This is a genomic window from Streptomyces cylindrosporus, assembly GCF_022698165.1.
GTDB lineage: Bacteria > Actinomycetota > Actinomycetes > Streptomycetales > Streptomycetaceae > Streptomyces > Streptomyces cylindrosporus.
The window spans coordinates 428833-446515 of sequence record NZ_JALDAY010000011.1 but is presented as its reverse complement, the minus strand read 5'-3'; the positions used below and the strand labels follow the sequence as shown (position 1 = coordinate 446515).

The 17683-nt window shown below is 70.9% G+C and carries 13 protein-coding genes and 2 pseudogenes; 10 read left to right on the top strand and 5 right to left on the bottom strand.

From position 1 onward, the window contains the following. From MQP27_RS35085 to MQP27_RS35065, 5 genes and pseudogenes are all read right to left on the bottom strand, one after another. Positions 1–207, bottom strand: a pseudogene (locus tag MQP27_RS35085) (2-oxoacid:ferredoxin oxidoreductase subunit beta); the annotation flags it as partial. Then, positions 200–2143 (bottom strand): 2-oxoacid:acceptor oxidoreductase subunit alpha, encoded by a 1944-nt coding sequence (locus tag MQP27_RS35080; protein WP_242772753.1) that lies wholly within the window; start codon positions 2141–2143, stop codon positions 200–202. The gene MQP27_RS35080 and the pseudogene MQP27_RS35085, both read right to left, overlap by 8 nt. 288 nt (positions 2144–2431) lie before the next feature. Continuing rightward, positions 2432–3091 (bottom strand): response regulator transcription factor, encoded by a 660-nt coding sequence (locus tag MQP27_RS35075; protein ID WP_277751740.1) that lies wholly within the window; start codon positions 3089–3091, stop codon positions 2432–2434. Positions 3092–3403: 312 nt separating this feature from the next. Next, complete coding sequence (locus tag MQP27_RS35070; protein WP_242772752.1) at positions 3404–4780, bottom strand: sensor histidine kinase; 1377 nt, start codon at positions 4778–4780, stop codon at positions 3404–3406. 163 nt (positions 4781–4943) lie between these two features. Further along, on the bottom strand, positions 4944–6137 hold the full coding sequence (locus MQP27_RS35065) for a sensor histidine kinase (protein WP_242772751.1): 1194 nt from the start codon (positions 6135–6137) through the stop codon (positions 4944–4946). Between the two features lie 223 nt (positions 6138–6360). On the opposite strand from MQP27_RS35065, the gene MQP27_RS35060 reads away from it, so the two are divergent. The 10 genes and pseudogenes from MQP27_RS35060 (at position 6361) to MQP27_RS35015 (ending at position 17641) form a co-directional block, all read left to right on the top strand. After that, positions 6361–6786: an NADH-quinone oxidoreductase subunit A gene (locus MQP27_RS35060; protein WP_372511394.1), complete on the top strand. Its 426-nt coding sequence runs from the start codon at positions 6361–6363 to the stop codon at positions 6784–6786. Continuing rightward, entirely contained in the window at positions 6777–7445 is a 669-nt protein-coding gene (locus MQP27_RS35055) for an NADH-quinone oxidoreductase subunit B (protein WP_242772747.1), read from the top strand. Before MQP27_RS35060 ends, MQP27_RS35055 begins: the two co-directional genes overlap by 10 nt. Beyond that, positions 7442–9301 carry an NADH-quinone oxidoreductase subunit C gene (locus MQP27_RS35050; RefSeq protein ID WP_242772746.1) on the top strand — a complete coding sequence of 620 codons (1860 nt, stop codon included), beginning with the start codon at positions 7442–7444 and terminating at the stop codon, positions 9299–9301. Before MQP27_RS35055 ends, MQP27_RS35050 begins: the two co-directional genes overlap by 4 nt. Beyond that, on the top strand, positions 9298–10266 hold the full coding sequence (locus tag MQP27_RS35045; RefSeq protein ID WP_242772745.1) for a complex I subunit 1/NuoH family protein: 969 nt from the start codon (positions 9298–9300) through the stop codon (positions 10264–10266). The genes MQP27_RS35050 and MQP27_RS35045 overlap by 4 nt, the downstream gene beginning before the upstream one ends. A gap of 2 nt (positions 10267–10268) precedes the next feature. Continuing rightward, positions 10269–11090 carry a NuoI/complex I 23 kDa subunit family protein gene (locus tag MQP27_RS35040; RefSeq protein ID WP_242772744.1) on the top strand — a complete coding sequence of 274 codons (822 nt, stop codon included), beginning with the start codon at positions 10269–10271 and terminating at the stop codon, positions 11088–11090. Further along, positions 11087–11851: pseudogene (locus MQP27_RS51760) on the top strand (NADH-quinone oxidoreductase subunit J family protein); the annotation flags it as partial. The gene MQP27_RS35040 and the pseudogene MQP27_RS51760, both read left to right, overlap by 4 nt. Positions 11852–12159: 308 nt before the next feature. Then, positions 12160–12555, top strand: coding sequence for an NADH-quinone oxidoreductase subunit NuoK (nuoK, locus tag MQP27_RS35030; protein WP_242772743.1), 396 nt, complete (start codon positions 12160–12162; stop codon positions 12553–12555). Then, the gene (locus tag MQP27_RS35025; protein ID WP_242772742.1) at positions 12552–14546 is read left to right on the top strand and encodes an NADH-quinone oxidoreductase subunit 5 family protein; all 1995 of its coding nucleotides are present in this window, start codon (positions 12552–12554) and stop codon (positions 14544–14546) included. Before nuoK ends, MQP27_RS35025 begins: the two co-directional genes overlap by 4 nt. Before the next feature lie 6 nt (positions 14547–14552). Next, the gene (locus tag MQP27_RS35020) at positions 14553–16127 is read left to right on the top strand and encodes a complex I subunit 4 family protein (protein WP_242772740.1); all 1575 of its coding nucleotides are present in this window, start codon (positions 14553–14555) and stop codon (positions 16125–16127) included. Beyond that, positions 16124–17641, top strand: a complete 1518-nt coding sequence (locus MQP27_RS35015; RefSeq protein ID WP_242772738.1) for an NADH-quinone oxidoreductase subunit N — start codon at positions 16124–16126, stop codon at positions 17639–17641. The genes MQP27_RS35020 and MQP27_RS35015 overlap by 4 nt, the downstream gene beginning before the upstream one ends. Positions 17642–17683: the final 42 nt, after the last annotated feature.

Sequence of the window (17683 nt, the reverse complement as noted above, 5' to 3'; positions counted from 1 at the left end):
CGAGACGAAGACGATGTTCTCCTTGGCCAGGCCGAGCTCCGGCATGAAGCCCTGGACGGCGGCGAGGATCGCGTAGTCACCGCAGCCGGGGCACCAGCGCACTTCCTGATCGGACTTGAAGTCCTTCATGGACTGGCGGGCCTCGGCCTTGGGGACGAGCGAGAGCGCCTCGATCGTGCCCGTGCCTTCCGTGGACGTCTCAGCCATCGATGGCCTCCTTGAGAGCCGTGGCGAGCTGCTCAGCCTTGAACGGCATGCCGTTCACCTGGTTGTACGAGTGGGCGTCGACCAGGTACTTCGCCCGGATCAGCGTGGCGAGCTGACCGAGGTTCATCTCGGGGATCACCACCTTGTCGTAACGCTTCAACACCGTGCCCAGATTCCGCGGGAACGGGTTGAGGTGGCGCAGATGCGCCTGCGCGATCGACTCACCGGCCGTCCGCAGCCGCCGTACCGCCGCCGTGATCGGTCCGTACGTCGATCCCCAGCCGAGCACCAGCGTGCGCGCCTCGTGCGGGTCGTCGACCTCCAGATCCGGTACGTCGATGCCGTCGATCTTGGCCTGCCGGGTGCGGACCATGAAGTCGTGGTTGGCGGGGGCGTACGAGATGTTGCCCGTGCCGTCCTCCTTCTCGATGCCGCCGATGCGGTGTTCGAGACCGGGCGTGCCGGGGATGGCCCACGGGCGGGCGAGCGTCTGCGGGTCGCGCTTGTACGGCCAGAAGACCTCGGTGCCGTCGTCGAGGGTGTGGTTCGGGCCCTGCGCGAACTGCACGGTCAGGTCCGGGAGTTCGTCCAGTTCCGGGATGCGCCAGGGCTCGGAACCATTGGCCAGGTAGCCGTCCGAGAGCAGCATCACCGGAGTGCGGTACGTCAGCGCGATGCGGGCCGCCTCCAGCGCCGCGTCGAAGCAGTCCGCCGGGGTTCTGGGCGCGATCACCGGGACCGGCGCCTCGCCGTTGCGCCCGAACATGGCCTGCAGCAGGTCGGCCTGCTCGGTCTTGGTCGGCAGACCGGTGGACGGCCCGCCCCGCTGGATGTCGATGACCAGCAGCGGCAACTCCAACGACACCGCCAGCCCGATCGTCTCCGACTTCAGCGCGACACCCGGCCCGGAGGTCGTCGTCACGCCGAGCGAGCCGCCGAAGGCCGCGCCCAGGGCCGCGCCGATGCCCGCGATCTCGTCCTCGGCCTGGAAGGTACGTACGCCGAAGTTCTTGTGCTTGCTGAGCTCGTGCAGGATGTCGGAGGCCGGGGTGATGGGGTACGAGCCGAGGAACAGCGGCAGGTCCGCCTGGCGGGAGGCGGCGATCAGGCCGTACGCCAGCGCCAGGTTCCCGGAGATGTTGCGGTAGAGGCCGGGCGGGAACGCGGTCGTCGCCGGGGCGATCTCGTACGAGACCGCGAAGTCCTCGGTCGTCTCGCCGAAGTTCCAGCCCGCGCGGTACGCGGCCAGGTTCGCCTCGGCGATCTGCGGCTTCTTCGCGAACTTGGCCCGAAGGAACTTCTCCGTGCCCTCGGTCGGCCGGTGGTACATCCAGCTCAACAGCCCGAGCGCGAACATGTTCTTGCTGCGCTCGGCCTCCTTGCGGGACAGGTCGAAGTCCTTGAGCGCCTCGACCGTGAGGGTCGTCAGCGGCACCGGGTGGAGGCTGTAGCCGTCGAGCGAGCCGTCCTCCAGGGGCGAGGCGGCGTAGCCGACCTTCTGCATCGCCCGTTTGGTGAACTCGTCCGTGTTGACGATGATCTCCGCGCCGCGCGGCAGATCGCCGATGTTGGCCTTGAGCGCCGCCGGATTCATCGCGACGAGCACGTTCGGCGCGTCGCCCGGCGTCAGGATGTCGTGGTCGGCGAAGTGGAGCTGGAAGGAGGAGACGCCCGGCAGGGTGCCGGCGGGGGCGCGGATCTCGGCGGGGAAGTTCGGAAGGGTCGACAGGTCGTTCCCGAAGGACGCCGTCTCGGAGGTGAAGCGGTCGCCGGTGAGCTGCATGCCGTCACCGGAGTCTCCCGCGAACCGGATGATGACCCGGTCCAGCCTGCGGACGTCTTTGGTCCCGGCCGGCCTGCGCTGTTCTCCCACGACGGCTCCGTCGTCCGGATCCGTGTCTGCCTGCTCCGCTGTCCTGCTGACCTGGCTGGTCACTGAACTGGACCTCCCTCGAGGCGGCTGTCGGGGACCGGCCTTCCCGCAGACCGTCCCAAAATCAACCCTACGTCCGTTAGGGTCGCCTTCCCTCGGCCATTCGCATGATGGACACGCTTTTGAGACGGTTGGACGCCCTGACTTGTCATGATTTCTCGCCCCCCGGCGCTTCCCTTGAAGACGCTCCCCGCAATTGTTCGGTTCTAGGGCTGACGTTCGTTGGGCTGGAGCTTGATCGGCGCTGGACCGACGGCTGAAATGTGCGGCTACTGACCCAGTGTCAGCCCGTCAGGAGTTGAGATAGGTGAGGACCGCGAGAACGCGCCGGTGATCCCCGTCACTCTGCGACAGCCCGAGCTTCAGGAAGATGTTGCTGACGTGCTTCTCGACGGCACCGTCGCTGACCACGAGCTGCCGGGCGATGGCCGAATTGGTCCGCCCCTCGGCCATCAGCCCGAGAACCTCCCGCTCCCGCGGCGTCAGCCCGGCCAGTACGTCCTGCTTACGGCTGCGCCCGAGGAGCTGCGCGACGACCTCGGGGTCCAGCGCGGTACCCCCTTGGGCCACCCGCACCACGGCATCCACGAACTCCCGGACCTCGGCCACCCGGTCCTTCAGCAGGTACCCGACCCCATGACTGGAACCGGCCAGCAGTTCGGTGGCGTACCGCTCCTCCACGTACTGTGACAGGACGAGGACACCCAGTCCCGGATGCGCTTTCCGCAGTTGTACGGCGGCCCGCACGCCCTCGTCCGTGTGCGTCGGTGGCATCCGCACATCCGCGACGACGACGTCCGGCAGCTCGCCCTGCCCGTCCAGTTCGGTGATGGTCTTGATCAGCGCCTCGCCGTCCCCGACGCCGGCGACGACATCGTGCCCACGGTCGGTCAGCAGCCGCGTCAGCCCCTCCCGCAGCAGCACCGAATCCTCGGCGATGACCACCCGCACCCTGTCCTCCACGATCTCCGGCCCCCCAGCCCGACTCCGTCTGCCAGTAGTCCAGCATTCCAGCATTCGGATCGCCCTGCCCCGACGAGACGCGAATCAACGGGAAAACGCGCACTGCACGAGGGTTTTTCGGCCGGGAGGGGGGCCGGTGCCTTGTCGGCGCGGGCCGGCATCTTTCAGCCCGTCCGGCGTTTGAGGACGAGGCCGTTCAGGCCGACGGGGGTCCAGGGGGCGGAGCCCCCTGGTGGGGTCGAAGGGGCGAAGCCCCTGGGGATGGGACGGGTAGGGGCGGCGGGGGCGAGAACCCACAGGTCAGCCCAGAGCCCGCTCCCCCCGCCAAGGCAACTCCGCCGTAACCCGCGTAGGCCCCCCCACCGGCGAGTCCACCACCAGAATCCCGTCAACCGCATCCAACCGCTCCGCCAACCCCGCAAGCCCCGACCCACCGCCGGAGGCATCCGCACCGCCCACCCCGTTGTCCACCACCTGCACCATCAGCCGACTCTCCACCCGCCACACATCCACCGCCGCCCACGTGGCCCGCGAGTGCTTGCTGATGTTCTGCAGCAGCTCGGACACCGTGAAGTACGCGATCCCCTCGATCGCCGGCGCCGGCCGCTCCGCCAGATCCACCTCCACCTGCACCGGCACCGTGCACCGCGAGGCGACAGCGGACAGCGCCGCGTCCAGCCCCCGATCCGTCAGCACCGCCGGATGAATCCCCCGCGCCAGATCCCGCAGCTCCTGGAGCGCCGTCTTCACCTCACCGTGCGCCTCGTCCACCATCCGCGCCGCCGCCTGCGGATCCTCCGCGAGCTTCTCCTTCGCCAACCCCAGATCCATGGCCAACGCCACCAGCCGGGCCTGCGCGCCGTCGTGCAGGTCGCGCTCGATGCGCCGCAGGTCCGCAGCCGCCGTATCCACCACGACACCGCGGTCCGACTCCAGCTCCACCACCCGCGCCGACAGCCGCGACGGCCCGAGCAGCCCGTGCACCAGCAGCCGGTCCACCATCGTCAGCGCCCGCACGATCCACGGCGTGGCCAGCGTGAACAGCAGCCCCACCAGCGCGGTGACGGTGATCTCGAAGGGGTTGTCCAGGTAGATCGAGTGCTGCCCGTCGCCGTACAACTGGATCCCGCCCTGACCGGCGTACACCGGAAAGACCCAGAACCACAGCGGATACGTCAGCAGCGCCCAGCCGTACGCCCAGAAGTTCAGCGCGACCACGAACGAGAACACCGACCACGGGAACTGCAGCACCGCGTACAGCAGCGTCCGCCAGGACGTGCCGCTCTTGAGGACCGCGCCCATCCAGGCCATCACGCCGGATTTCCGCATCCGCAGCGGCTCGGGGTCGGCGACGTCCAGGTCCAGCAGGCCGCGCGCCCGCGCCCGCTCCAGCGCCGCGAACCCCCGGCAGCCGGCAAGCCCCGCCGCCAGCACCGGAATCCCGAGGAACGTCACCAGCAGGCCCGCGCCGAGCGCGACCATCGTGACGGCGTACGTGAAGAGCATGATGCCGATGGGCAGGCTGAGCAGCACGTACCCGAACTCGCGCCAGCTACGGGCCTCGAACGGCGCCCGCAGCCCGGCGGGCAGCCGGTGCCGCCGCGCCCCCTCGGGGGCCCCGAACCCGCTGTCGTACTCGTAACCAGGCCCGTAGCCCTGTCCGTACTCCGTGGCCATCGGCGTCGTCCGTTTCTACTCGTTCGTCCGCTTCTCCCGCGTGCTGCGGCCGGCTGTCCCGCCGTACCTCCACACTCCTGCGCCGCAGGTCCGCGAACCATGGAGTCCGTCGGCCTCTTGGAAGGGGGGTTTTCCCTACCCCCGGGGCCGGCGGCCAACGGGCCTACGCCGGTCCGCGGTCCCGCCAGGGCAGCTCCGCCGTCACGGTCGTGGGACCGCCCTGCGGGGAGTCGAGGACGAACAGCCCGTCGACCGCGTCCAGCCGCTCCGCCAGCCCCTGCATCCCCGTACCGCCGTCCAGGCGCGCGCCGCCGCGGCCGTCGTCCTCGACCTGGATGAGCAGCCGCTCGTCGGCCCGCCACACCTCGACGGACGCGGTCTTCGCGCCGCTGTGCTTGCTGATGTTCTGCAGCAGCTCGGAGACGGTGAAGTAGGCGATCCCCTCGATGGCCGCGGCGGGTCGCTCGACGAGGTCGACCGTCACCTTCACGGGCACGGTGCAGCGCGAGGCGACCGAGGACAGCGCGGCGTCCAGACCGCGATCGGTGAGTACGGCGGGATGGATGCCCCGGGCCAGGTCGCGCAGCTCCTGCAGCGCGAGCTTCACCTCGCCGTGCGCCTCGGCGACCATCTCCGCCGCCGAGTCGGGATCCTCCAGCAGCTTCTCCTTCGCGAGCCCGAGCCCCATGGCCAGATTGACCAGGCGGGCCTGCGCGCCGTCGTGCAGGTCGCGCTCGATGCGCCGCAGATCCGCGTTGGCCGTGTCGACCACGACCCCCCGGTCCGACTCCAGCTCCGCGATCCGCCGCTCCAGCTCGTCGCTCGGCGACAGCAGCCCGCGCACCATCGCCCGGTCGGCGTTGGCCAGACCCCGCGCGATGAACGGCAGCACCGGCCACAGCACGAACAGCGAGGTCAGCGTGGTGACGAAGGTGAGGATGCCCCAGGGCAGCCGGATGAAGTCGTACAGCACCGTCCGCCAGCCCACCGAGTCCTTCAGCGCCATCCACAGCCAGGGCAGGAAGCCGCCCGCGCTGCGCCTGCTGGGCAGCGGGCTCGGCTCGTCGACCCGCACCCCGAGCAGCGCCCGGGCCCTGGCCCGCTCCATCCGCCCCAGCATTCGGGCGCCGATCAGCCCGGCCGCGAGCAACGGGAACCCGATCACCGTGACGGCCAGCCAGAAGCCGGTGGTCAGCACCGTCACGCTGTAGACGAACCCGACCAGTGCCACCGGAAGGTTCACCAGGAGATGCGCGATCTCCTTCCAGGTGTGGCGGTCGTACGCGAGACGGGCGGGCGGCAGGCGGTCGCCGTCCCCTTCCGGGGCCCTGTTCGGGAGCGAGAGTCGTTCGGTCATATGGGCTAGCGTGCCGCGCGCCGGACGGCGGCGCCATGAGGTCGGCCGCCCCCGTGTGCGGGGGAAAACCCCACCCCACATATCGGCGACATCTCAAGCAGTCATCTCAAGCAGACATCTCAAGCAGACATCTCAAGCAGTCATCTCAAGCGGCGACGGGCTGCTTACCGTCTCTTTATCAGGGCCTAGACTCCCGTGCGTACAGATCGTCTGCGTACAGACCATCGAAACAGCTGCGAGTGAGGGGACGGACGTGCGGGAACCGACCGTCGTCGGCGCGGCGGGCTACTTCCAGTCGTACTCGGTCGTCGGACTGCTCGCCGTCGTCGGCGTGCTCTTCGTCGCCGTCGCCTTCGGCGCGGGCCGACTGCTGCGGCCGGTGGTACCCACGCCCGAGAAGCTCCTGACGTACGAGTGCGGGGTCGACCCCGTCGGCGAGGGCTGGGCCCACACCCAGGTCCGCTACTACGTCTATGCCTTCCTGTACGTCGTCTTCGCCGTCGACTCGATCTTCCTGTTCCCCTGGGCGACGGTCTTCGCCGACCCGGGTTACGGCGCGACGACCCTCGTCGAGATGTTCATCTTCCTCGGCTTCCTGGCCGTGGGCCTGCTGTACGCGTACAAGAAGGGCGTCCTGGCATGGATGTGACGACGCCAGACCCCCATGGGCAGCCGACGGAACAGGTGTTCCTGCCGGAACCGAAACGCCTGGGCGCCCTGGCCCGCCTCGCCCCCGAGCCGATGAAGGTCATCCTCAACTGGGGCCGCCGGTACTCCCTCTGGGTCTTCAACTTCGGCCTCGCCTGCTGCGCGATCGAGTTCATCGCCGCGTCGATGGCCCGCCACGACTTCATCCGCCTCGGCGTCATCCCCTTCGCGCCGGGCCCGCGCCAGGCCGACCTGATGGTGGTCTCGGGCACGGTCACGGACAAGATGGCCCCCGCGGTCAAGCGCCTGTACGAGCAGATGCCGGAACCGAAGTACGTCATCAGCTTCGGCGCCTGCTCCAACTGCGGCGGCCCGTACTGGGACTCGTACTCCGTCACCAAGGGCGTCGACCAGATCATCCCGGTGGACGTGTACGTCCCGGGCTGCCCGCCACGCCCCGAGGCCCTCCTCCAGGGAATCCTGAAGCTCCAGGAGAAGATCGCCCGGGAGTCGCTGGGGGAGCGGTACGGGGTGGCGGCGGGCCGACCTTCGGTGGGGGCGCTGCAGAGTGGCCTGGTGAAGGGCCCGACGCCGGCCAACGGCACGCCTGCGTCTCCACCCGCGTCTCCTCCTACGTCTCCTTCCGAGGAGGGGCGATGAACGGCGCGGCGGAGGGCGCGGCGGGCGGCACGGCGGGTGGCACGGTGGGCTGGCTTCCCGCCCCTGTCGAGGAGTTGTTCGGTACGGAGGCCACGGCCGAGGAGTCGTACGAGGTCCTGACGGTCGACGTCCCGCCCGCCTCCTGGATCACGTCCCTGGAGACGGCACGCACCACCCTCTCCTGCACCTACTTCGACTGGCTGAGCGCGGTCGACGAACCGGGCACGGGCTTCCGCGTCTCGGCGCACGTCGTCGCCCTCTCCCCGGTCCGCCGCCTCCTGCTCCGCACGACGGTCCCGCACGAGGCGCCGACCCTGCCGTCCGCCGTCGACGTCTACGCCGGTGCGGCCTGGCACGAACGCGAGACCCACGAAATGTTCGGCGTGACCTTCGAGGGCCACCCGTCCCTGGACCACCTCCTCCTCCCGGAGAACTTCGAAGGCCACCCCCTCCGCAAGGACTTCGTCCTCGCGGCCCGCGTGGCCAAGGCCTGGCCCGGCGCCAAGGAACCGGGCGAGTCGGACCACGGCGCCCCCAAACGCCGCCAGATGCTCCCCCCAGGCGTACCCGACCCCAACGAATGGGGCCCCCTGAAGGGCCAACTCCCCACAGCCCCTGCCCGCCCGGCGCGAGCAACGGCCCGCGCGGCGGGAGAGCGCCCTGCCCGCGCGGCGGGCGAACGTCCGGTACGGCGGGCTCGGTCGGCGGCGGAGGGTTCGGCGAGTCAGGCGGCGGCGGGGACGTCCGGGGACGCTCCGGTAGCTGCCCGGCGGGCCCGATCCGCGGCGGAAGGCTCGGCGAGCCAGACGGCAGCGGGGGAGCCGGAGGAGCAGACGGGGACGACCGGAGCTGGGGCTGCGGCGACTCCGGGCGCGGCTCGGCGCGCTCGGTCGGCTGCTGAAGGTTCGGTGAGCCAGACGGGGGCTGCGGCGTCCGGGGATGCTTCGGTGGCTGCTCGGCGGGCCCGATCCGCGGCCGAAGGCTCGGCCAGTCAGGGGGGTACCGAGGGTGCCTCGGGGGCTGGGCCGCGGCGTGTGCGGTCGGCTGCCGAGGGGGCCGCCGGCCAGCAGGCGGCGTCCGCTCCGGCGGCTGGGTCCCGACGGGCGCGTACGGCGTCGCAGGGCTCCGCGAGCCAGCGGGCCGCGTCCGCTGCGGAACCGTCTGCCGACGACAAGGGCGCGGACACCGCGTCCCCAGGTGCAGGAAGCACGCCCCCGCCGAAGGCGCGTACCGCCCCGCGCAGCTCGGACGCGCCGTGGCACCACGCCCGCCCGGCCTTCGACGAACCCGAACCTCGACCCGGCCCTGACACACGCCCAACCGAGGAATCGCCCGAGCCGGAAACCGAGCAGCCGACGCCGGCTTCAGCCCCCGGGCAGTCTGCGCCTGAGCAACTCGCGTCTCAGCAAGAGCAAGAGCAAGGGGCAGTGGAGAGGCCCGAGCCCGACCAGCCGGAGGGAGTGGCCGAGCAGCCTGCGGCCGAGCAGCCGGTGACTGAACGGCCCGCTGTCGAGGAGCGCACGTCGGAGAGCCCAGCGCCCAAACCGTCCGCTTCTGCCGAGCGGACCGGGTCGAAGCCCCCGGCACCGGAGCAGCTCGACCCGGAAGCGGCCTCCGCTCCTGCTCCCGAGCCGGAGCCGGAGTCCGAGCCGCTGTCGGAGTCCGAGCCGCGGCCGGAGTCTGAGTCGCGGCCGGAGTCCGGGCAGGAGTCGGAATCCGAGCATCCTGCCCACTCCGAGCAGCCTGCCGACTCCGAGCAGCCTGCCGACTCCGAGGCCGCCACGGATTCCGACGGCCCCACCTCTGACACACCCACCCGACCCAACCCCGACAACCCCTCAGGAGGCCCGCAGTGAACGACGCGCTCGACGTCACCCTGCGACTCCTGATCGTCTTCGTCGTCTTCCTCACCTTCCCCCTGATCGTCGGCCAGACCGAACACAAGGTCATGGCTCACATGCAGGGCCGCCTCGGCCCGATGTACGCCGGCGGCTTCCACGGCTGGGCCCAACTCGTCGCCGACGGCGTGAAGTTCGCCCAGAAGGAAGACGTCGTACCGGCCGGCGCCGACCGCCGCATCTTCCAGCTAGCCCCCGCGGTCGCCCTCCTCCCGTACCTGATCGTCCTGCTCGCCATCCCCATCGGCCCCGGCGAGGGCGCCGTCGGCCAGGTCCTGGACGCCGGCATCTTCTTCGTCCTCGCGGTGATGGGCGTAGGCGTCCTCGGCTCCCTCATGGCCGGCTGGGCCAGCGCCAACAAGTTCTCCCTTCTCGGCGGCCTCCGCACCGCCGCCCAGCTCCTCGCCTACGAACTCCCCATGCTCCTCACCGCCGCCTCCGTCGCCATGGCGGCCGGCACGGTCTCCCTCCCCGGCATCCTCGACGCCTTCGAGTGGTGGTGGCTGCCCTGGCAGATCGTCGGCGCGATCGTCTTCTTCGTCGCCGGCCTCGCCGAACTCCAGCGCCCGCCCTTCGACATGCCCGTCGCCGACTCGGAGATCATCTTCGGCGCCTACACCGAGTACACCGGACTGCGCTTCGCCCTGTTCCTCCTCGCCGAGTACGCCGGAATCGTCGTCCTGTGCGGCCTGACCACCGTCCTCTTCCTGGGCGGCTGGCACGGGCCCTGGGGCGCCGACGGCCTCGGCTGGGTCTGGACCCTGCTGAAGACCGCCGTCCTGGCCTTCGTCGTGATCTGGCTCCGCGTCACCTACCCCCGCCTGCGCGAGGACCAGTTGCAGAAGCTCTCCTGGACCCTCCTCGTCCCCCTCTCTCTCGCTCAGATCGCCCTCACCGGCATCGTCAAGGTGGTGATCCAGTAACCGTGGCCCCCATCCCCGGCGCCGGCCTGGCCAAGGGCCTGGCCGTCACCCTCCGCACGATGACCAGGAAGACGGTCACCGATCAGTACCCCGAGATGCAGCCCGACCTCCCGCCCCGCACCCGCGGTGTCATCGGCCTGTTCGAGGAGAACTGCACGGTCTGCATGCTCTGCGCCCGGGAGTGCCCGGACTGGTGCATCTACATCGACTCCCACAAGGAGACGATCCCGGCGGTCACGCCCGGCGGCCGCGAGCGCAGCCGCAATGTCCTCGACCGCTTCGCCATCGACTTCTCCCTGTGCATGTACTGCGGTATCTGCATCGAGGTCTGTCCTTTCGACGCCCTGTTCTGGTCCCCGGAGTTCGAGTACGCCGAGACCGACATCCGCGATCTCACCCACGAACGCGACAAGCTCCGCGAGTGGATGTGGACCGTGCCGGCCCCGCCCGCCCTCGACCCCGGCGCGGAGGAACCCAAGGAGATCGCCGCCGCCCGCAAGACCGCCGACAAGCTGGCGGCAACGCAGACGGAGCAGGGCCGGGCACGGTCCGGCTCCCCGACGGGAGCGGCCAAGCCGCAGTCCACGGCCCCGGCGGGAGCGGCCGAGTCGCAGTCTGGATCGTCGGCGGGGTCGGCCGAGTCGCAGTCTGGATCCCCGGCGGGACCGACCGAGGCACAGTCCGAATCTCCGGCGGCACCGACCGACCCGCAGCCAGGGCCCTCGACCGGACAGGCCAACCCGAGCTCCGGACCGGCCGAGCCGCAGCCCGGTCCAACCCACCCGCAGTCCGGGCCGGACACATCCGAGGGGGACGCGTCGTGACCCTCGCCGTAGCCACAGCGGCCGTCGCCGGAGTCACCGCCGCAGCGCCCGCCCACACCGCCCACACCGCCCTCACCGGCGCTGCCGCCGAGACCCACGGCTTCCTCTCCCCGACCGGTGTCGAGATCGCCTTCCTCCTCGTCGGCCTGGTCACCTTCGGCGCCGCCCTCGTCACCGTCACCACCCGGCAGCTGGTGCACGCCGCCCTGTGGCTGGTTGTCGCCCTCGGTGGCCTCGCCGTCGAATACCTCCTGCTCACGGCCGAGTTCATCGCCTGGGTGCAGGTCCTCATCTATGTCGGTTCCGTCGTCGTCCTCCTCCTGTTCGGTCTGATGCTCACCAAGGCCCCCATCGGCCGCTCCCCGGACGCCGACTCCGGCAACCGCTGGGCCGCGCTCACCGTGGCCGTCGCCGCCGCGGCGGCCCTGGTCTGGGTCGTCGTCGACGCCTTCCGCACCACCTGGATCGACCTGGACGGCCCGGCCGCCGGCTCCACCGCCGTCACCGGAGCGAGCCTGTTCCAGAACTGGGTGCTCCCCTTCGAGGCCCTCTCCGTCCTCCTCCTCGCGGCCCTGGTCGGGGCGATCGTCCTGTCCCGCAAGGCGAAGGCGGAGTCGAGCTCTCCCCCTGTGAACTCCCGGGCCACGCCCGGTGGTTCCCCAACCGTCCCGAATTCCCGTAATCACTCGATCGGGCGAAAAGGTTCGGTTTCGGGAACTGATCCGGTCGAGGCGACCAGCCCCGGCAAGGCCACCGGTTCGGCCGTGGCCACGAGCCAGGCCAATGCGACGAGCCCGGTCAAGGCGATCAGCCCGGCCAATACCACCGGCCCGGCCGTGCCCAAGCCCGCCAGCCAGGTCAAGCCCGCCAGCCCGGCCAAGCCCAAGCCCACCGGCTCGGCCGAGACCGCCACCGACCTGGCTGAAGTCGCCAGTGGTCCGGCTGACGTCACCAGCGTTCCGACTGAACCCGGCAGCGGCCCGGCTGAAGCCGCTGCCGACGGGGCTGAACCCGGCAGCAGCCCGGCCGAACCCGCCACCGGCCCCGCCAAGCAGGAAGGCGCCCCCTGATGCACCTCGCCTATCCCGCCGTCCTGGCCGCCCTCCTCTTCTGCACGGGCCTGTACGGAGTCCTCGCCCGCCGCAACGCGATCCTCGTCCTCATGTCGGTCGAGTTGATGCTCAACGCCGTGAACCTGAACCTGGTCGCCTTCGACGTCTGGCTCAGCGAGGCCGCCCAGGACACCCTGCACTCCGGCCAGGCCCTGACCCTGTTCACCATCGCCATCGCCGCCGCCGAGATCGGCATCGGTCTGGCGATCGTCCTCGCCGTCCACCGCAACCGCGGCACCTCGGACATCGACAAGCTCCGCGACACCGCCGAGGGGCCCGAGGCCGACGGCCCCGACAGCGACGCCGCGGCCGCGCAGGCCGACCGGGCCGGGAAGGCTGAGGCCGCCGCGTGACCACGACCACCCTCGCCGTCCTCGTACCCCTCCTGCCGTTCCTGGGGGCTGCCGCCGGACTGCTGCTCGGTCGTACGGCCCCCGGGTTCGTCCGCCCGCTCGCCGTCCTGCCGACCCTCACCGCCCTCGTGCTGGCCGCCCTGGTCGCCGTACGCCAGGGCGGTGACCAGGCCGTCGACGCCCACACCGAGCTCACCCCCACCGGCTCGGTGCCGGTCGAACTCGCCCTGCACATCGACGGCTTCGCCGCCCTCGTCGCCGTCCTGGTCGGTCTCGTCGCCACCTGCGTGCAGATCTACTCGACGGGCTACCTGCGCGACGACCCGCGCTACCCCTCGTACGCCGCTCTCGTCTCCCTCTTCACCTCCGCGATGCTGCTCGTCGTCTACTCCGGCGACCTGATCGTGCTGCTGGTCGGCTGGGAGATCATGGGCATCTGCTCGTACTTCCTGGTCGGCCACTACTGGGAGACCCCGGAGGCGCGCGCCGCCTCCATCAAGGCCTTCCTGGTGACCAAGCTCGGTGACGTCCCCTTCCTCATCGGCCTGTTCGCCCTCGCCACCGACACCGGTTCCTTCCGCATCACGACGATCCTGGGTGCCGTCGCGCACGGCGGACTCGACCACCCGACCCTGATCGCCCTGCTGCTCCTGGCGGGCGTGGCAGGCAAGTCGGCGCAGTTCCCGCTGCACACCTGGCTTCCCGACGCGATGGCGGGTCCCACCCCGGTCTCCGCGCTCATCCACGCGGCGACCATGGTCGCCGCCGGCGTCTACTTCGTCGCTCGTCTCCTCCCGGTCTTCGAGGCCTCCCGGGCCGCGATGGTGGTCCTCGCGGTGATGGCCGCCGTCACGATGCTCGGCTCGGGACTCGCCGCCCTCGCGCAGGACGACATCAAGCGCGTCCTCGCCTACTCGACGATCGGCCAGCTCGGCTACATGACCGGCGCCCTCGCCGTGGGCGACCGCTCAGCCGCCGTCTTCCACCTCCTGTCCCACGGCGCCTTCAAGGCGCTGCTGTTCCTCGCGGCCGGCGTGGTCATCCACGCCGCCGGCACCAACTCACTGGCCGCCATGTCCCGCATGCACGGCCTGCGCGACCGCATCCCGGACGCGTACTGGACGATGACCGTGGCGCTCCTCGCGCTCGCCGCGATCCCGCCCTTCAGCGGCTTCTTCTCCAAGGAGTCCGTCCTCGGCGCCGCCGAACACGTGGCCACCGGCCACACCGGGCACGCCCCCGGTGCCGCGGGCTGGATCACCCTCGTCGCCGGCCTGCTCACCGCCGTACTCACGGCCGCGTACGCGACGCGCCTGTGGCTGCTGGCCTTCCACGGCCAGGGCGTCGAGGCCGCCGACCACGGTCGTCAGCCGTTGACGATGACCGTGGTGCTGTGGGTGCTCGCCGTGCCGTCCCTCGCGCTCGGCGGGTTCGCCTACCGCTCGCTGCCCGACTGGTTCGACGGCCACGACCTCACCCCGACGCTCACCACCTCCGTACTCGGCACGGGTGTCGCCCTGGTCGGCGGCCTCGTCACCTACGCGGCCTGGCGGCACACCTCCGCCCTCGCGGCCCGCGCCCCGCTGGGGGCGGTCGCGGCCCATCCCGAGGGGGACGCCGGACTGGTCGAGGCCGAGGCGATCGCCAGCCACGCGCCCGTGTACGGCGACGTGGCCTACGCGCCCGACCCGTCCGATCCCGGGCGGCTGCTGCTCGGTCCACTGCACCGGCACGCGGCCGTCGGATTCCACCTCGACGCCGTGTACGCGGCCCTGTTCGTCCGCCCGGTCCAGGCCGGAGCGAGCCTCGTCCGTTTCCTCGACCGCGAGGTCGTGGAGACCTACGTGCGCGGCGCGGGCGCCCTGCCCCGCCTGCTCGGGGCCGCCGTCCGGCGCGCCCAGACCGGCAATGTGCAGACCTATGTGAGCGCGCTGCTCGCCGGCACCGTCGTCCTGGCGGTCGCCGCCCTCCTCGTCGCCACGGGAGCGTGAGCAGGCGTGATCGATATCAGCGAGTCCGTGATGCAGTTCCTTCTGGCATTCGTCGTCGTGGTGCCGCTTCTCGGTGCCGCCGCCGCTCTCCTGCCCGCCCCGCCCGGGCTGAAGGGGAAGTCACCCGAGCAGGCCGTGCTGCGGCACGGCGTGACCGTGACCGGCGCGGTCCTCATCGCCGCGATCGTCCTGGCACTCGGCTTCGACCACGACCATCCGTCGAGGATGCAGGCCACGACCGACATCAGCTGGATCCCCGCACTCGACGTGCGCATCCACCTCGGCATCGACGGCATTTCCCTCCCCCTGGTGGTCCTGACCGCGCTGCTGACCTTCCTCTGCGCGCTCTACACGTACTTCAAGATGCCCGCGGGCCCGACCCCGAAGGCCTTCGTCGCACTGCTGCTGGTCCTCGAGTCCGGCACCCTCGCGAGCTTCGCCGTCCTCGATCTGCTGCTGTTCTTCCTCGCGTTCGAGATGGTCCTCATCCCGATGTACTTCCTCATCGCCCGCTGGGGCGGCGAGGGCAGGACCCAGGCCGCCTGGCGGTTCATCCTCTACACGCTGCTCGGTTCAGTCGTCATGCTGCTCGGCCTGCTCCTGATCGGGATCAAGGCGGGCACATTCGACATGGTGGCACTCGCCACTGACAACGGCCGGTCGCTGACCACATCCGTGCAGGTCATCGCCGTTCTCGCGATCGGGATCGGGCTCGCGGTCAAGACGCCGATGTGGCCCCTGCACAGCTGGCTGCCGGACGCCCACACCGCCGCGCCGACCGTCGGCTCGGTCCTGCTGGCCGGCGTCCTGCTGAAGATGGGTACGTACGGCTTCGTCCGGATCCTTCTGCCCATCGCGCCGGACGGCTTCCACACCTTCGCGCCCTACCTCGCCGCCTTCGCCGTCGTCGGGATCATCTACGGATCACTGGCCTGCCTGGCCCTCGCCAAGCAGGGCGCGAAGGGCGACCTCAAGCGCCTCATCGCGTACTCCTCCGTCGGCCACATGGGCTTCGTCCTGCTCGGCATCGCCACGATGACCCCGACCGGCGTGAACGGCGCCCTGTTCGCCAACATCGCCCACGGCCTCATCACCGGCCTCCTGTTCTTCCTGGTCGGCGCCCTCAAGGACCGCACGGGCACGACCGACCTGGACACCCTCGCCGAGGAGACCGGCGCCGCGCTCTACGGCAAGGCCCCCCGCCTCGGCGGCCTGCTCGCCTTCGGCGCGGTCGCCTCCCTGGGCCTGCCGGGTCTGGCCGGGTTCTGGGGCGAGATGCTCGCGCTGTTCGGAGCGTTCAGACCGGCCGAAGACCTCAGCCGTCCCGCCTTCCTCACCTTCATGGCGATCGCGGCCTTCGGCACCCTCCTCACGGCCGCGTACATGCTCGTCGTGGTCCGCCGCGTCTGCATGGGCGCCGTACCGCAGGAAGCGCCGCAGCTCGCGGACGTGCACACCTACGAGTTCGCGGCCTGGACGCCGCTCGTCGCCCTCACCGTCGTCGCCGGGCTGTGGCCCAAGGCCCTCCTCGGCCTGACCGACCCGGCCGTGCAGCAGCTCCTCGCAGGAGGCACCCGATGAGCTCCCTGGCCCAGGCGCCCGCCCTGTACCTCGTCCAGTCCGTCGACTGGACGGCCGTCGCGCCGCCCACCCTCGCCGCGGTCGTGGGGCTCGTCGTCCTCGTCGCCGACCTGTTCGTACCGGAGGCGCGCAAGCCCCTCCTCGGCTGGGTCTCCGTGGCGGGCCTGGCCGCGGCGGCGTTGCTGCTCCTGCCGTTGCTGGACGGCGACCGCAGCACCTTCTGCGTGAGCACGCACGCGTGCAGCTACACCGCGGACCGCTTCACCCTGGTCATGCAGTTCCTGGTCCTCGGCGGAGCCCTCCTCGCCGCCCTCCTGTCGGTGACGGCCCTCAAGGACGAGAGCAAGAAACTCCCTGAAGGGGAGTACTGGTTCCTCCTGCTCTCCTCCGCGGCCGGCGCGGCCCTTCTGCCCGCCTCCCGGGACCTGGCGACCCTGATCGTCGCCCTGGAGGTTGCCTCCCTGCCCGCCTTCGCCCTCGTAGGCCTCCGGTACGGCGACAGGAAGTCCTCCGAAGCCGCTCTGAAGTTCTTCCTGTCGTCGGTCACCGCGACAGCCGTCAGCCTCATGGGCATCAGCTTCGTGTACGCCTCCACAGGCACCCTGTACCTCACCCAGGTCGCCGACCGCATCCAGCACGTCGACGGACAACTGCACACGCTCGCCCAGACCGGCGTCGTCCTCACCCTCGTCGGCTTCGCCTTCAAGACGGCCGCCGTGCCCTTCCACTTCTGGGTGCCCGACACCTATGTGGGCGCGCCCCTCCCGATCGCCGCCTACTTGTCGGTCGTCGGCAAGGCGGTCGGCTTCTCCGGCCTGATTCTCGTCACCGTCGTCGCCTTCCCGTCGTACGCCGACGTCTGGGGCCCCGCACTGGCGGCGCTGGCCGCGCTCACCATGACGGTCGGCAACGTCGGCGCCCTGCGCCAGCAGGCCACGCGCGCGTACAGCGCGGTACGCCTGCTCGCCTGGTCCTCCGTGGGCCAGGCCGGCTACCTCCTCGTACCGATCGCCGCGGCCGCCTACTCCGACGACGCCGAGCACTCCATCGGCTCCACGGTCGCGTACGCCCTCATGTACGGCGCCGTGAACCTCGGCGCGTTCGCGGTGGCCGCACTGGTGGGCCGTACGAAGGCCGCGAACCGCATCACCGACTACCGCGGCCTGTACGCGACGAACCCGCTCGCCGCCCTCCTGATGGCCTTCTTCCTGCTCTGCCTGGCCGGACTGCCGCCGGGCATCATCGGCCTGTTCGCCAAGGTCACCGTCTTCTCGGCGGCCGTCGACGCGGGCCTCGGCTGGCTGGCCGTGATCATGGCCGTCAATGTGGTGATCGCGCTCTTCTACTACCTCCAGTGGACCGCCCTGCTGTTCCGCGCCCCCGAGGGCGACGCCGTCGCGCACCGCCTCCCGGCGCCCCTCACGGCGGCGATCACGCTCACCGGTGTCGCCGGCATCGCTCTCTCCGGAGCACCCCAGCTCGTCCTGCGCTTCGCCGACACCGGGCTCTTCTGAGCGCTCGCCCCGGCCCGTCACCCGGCCGGCCCACCCCTGCGG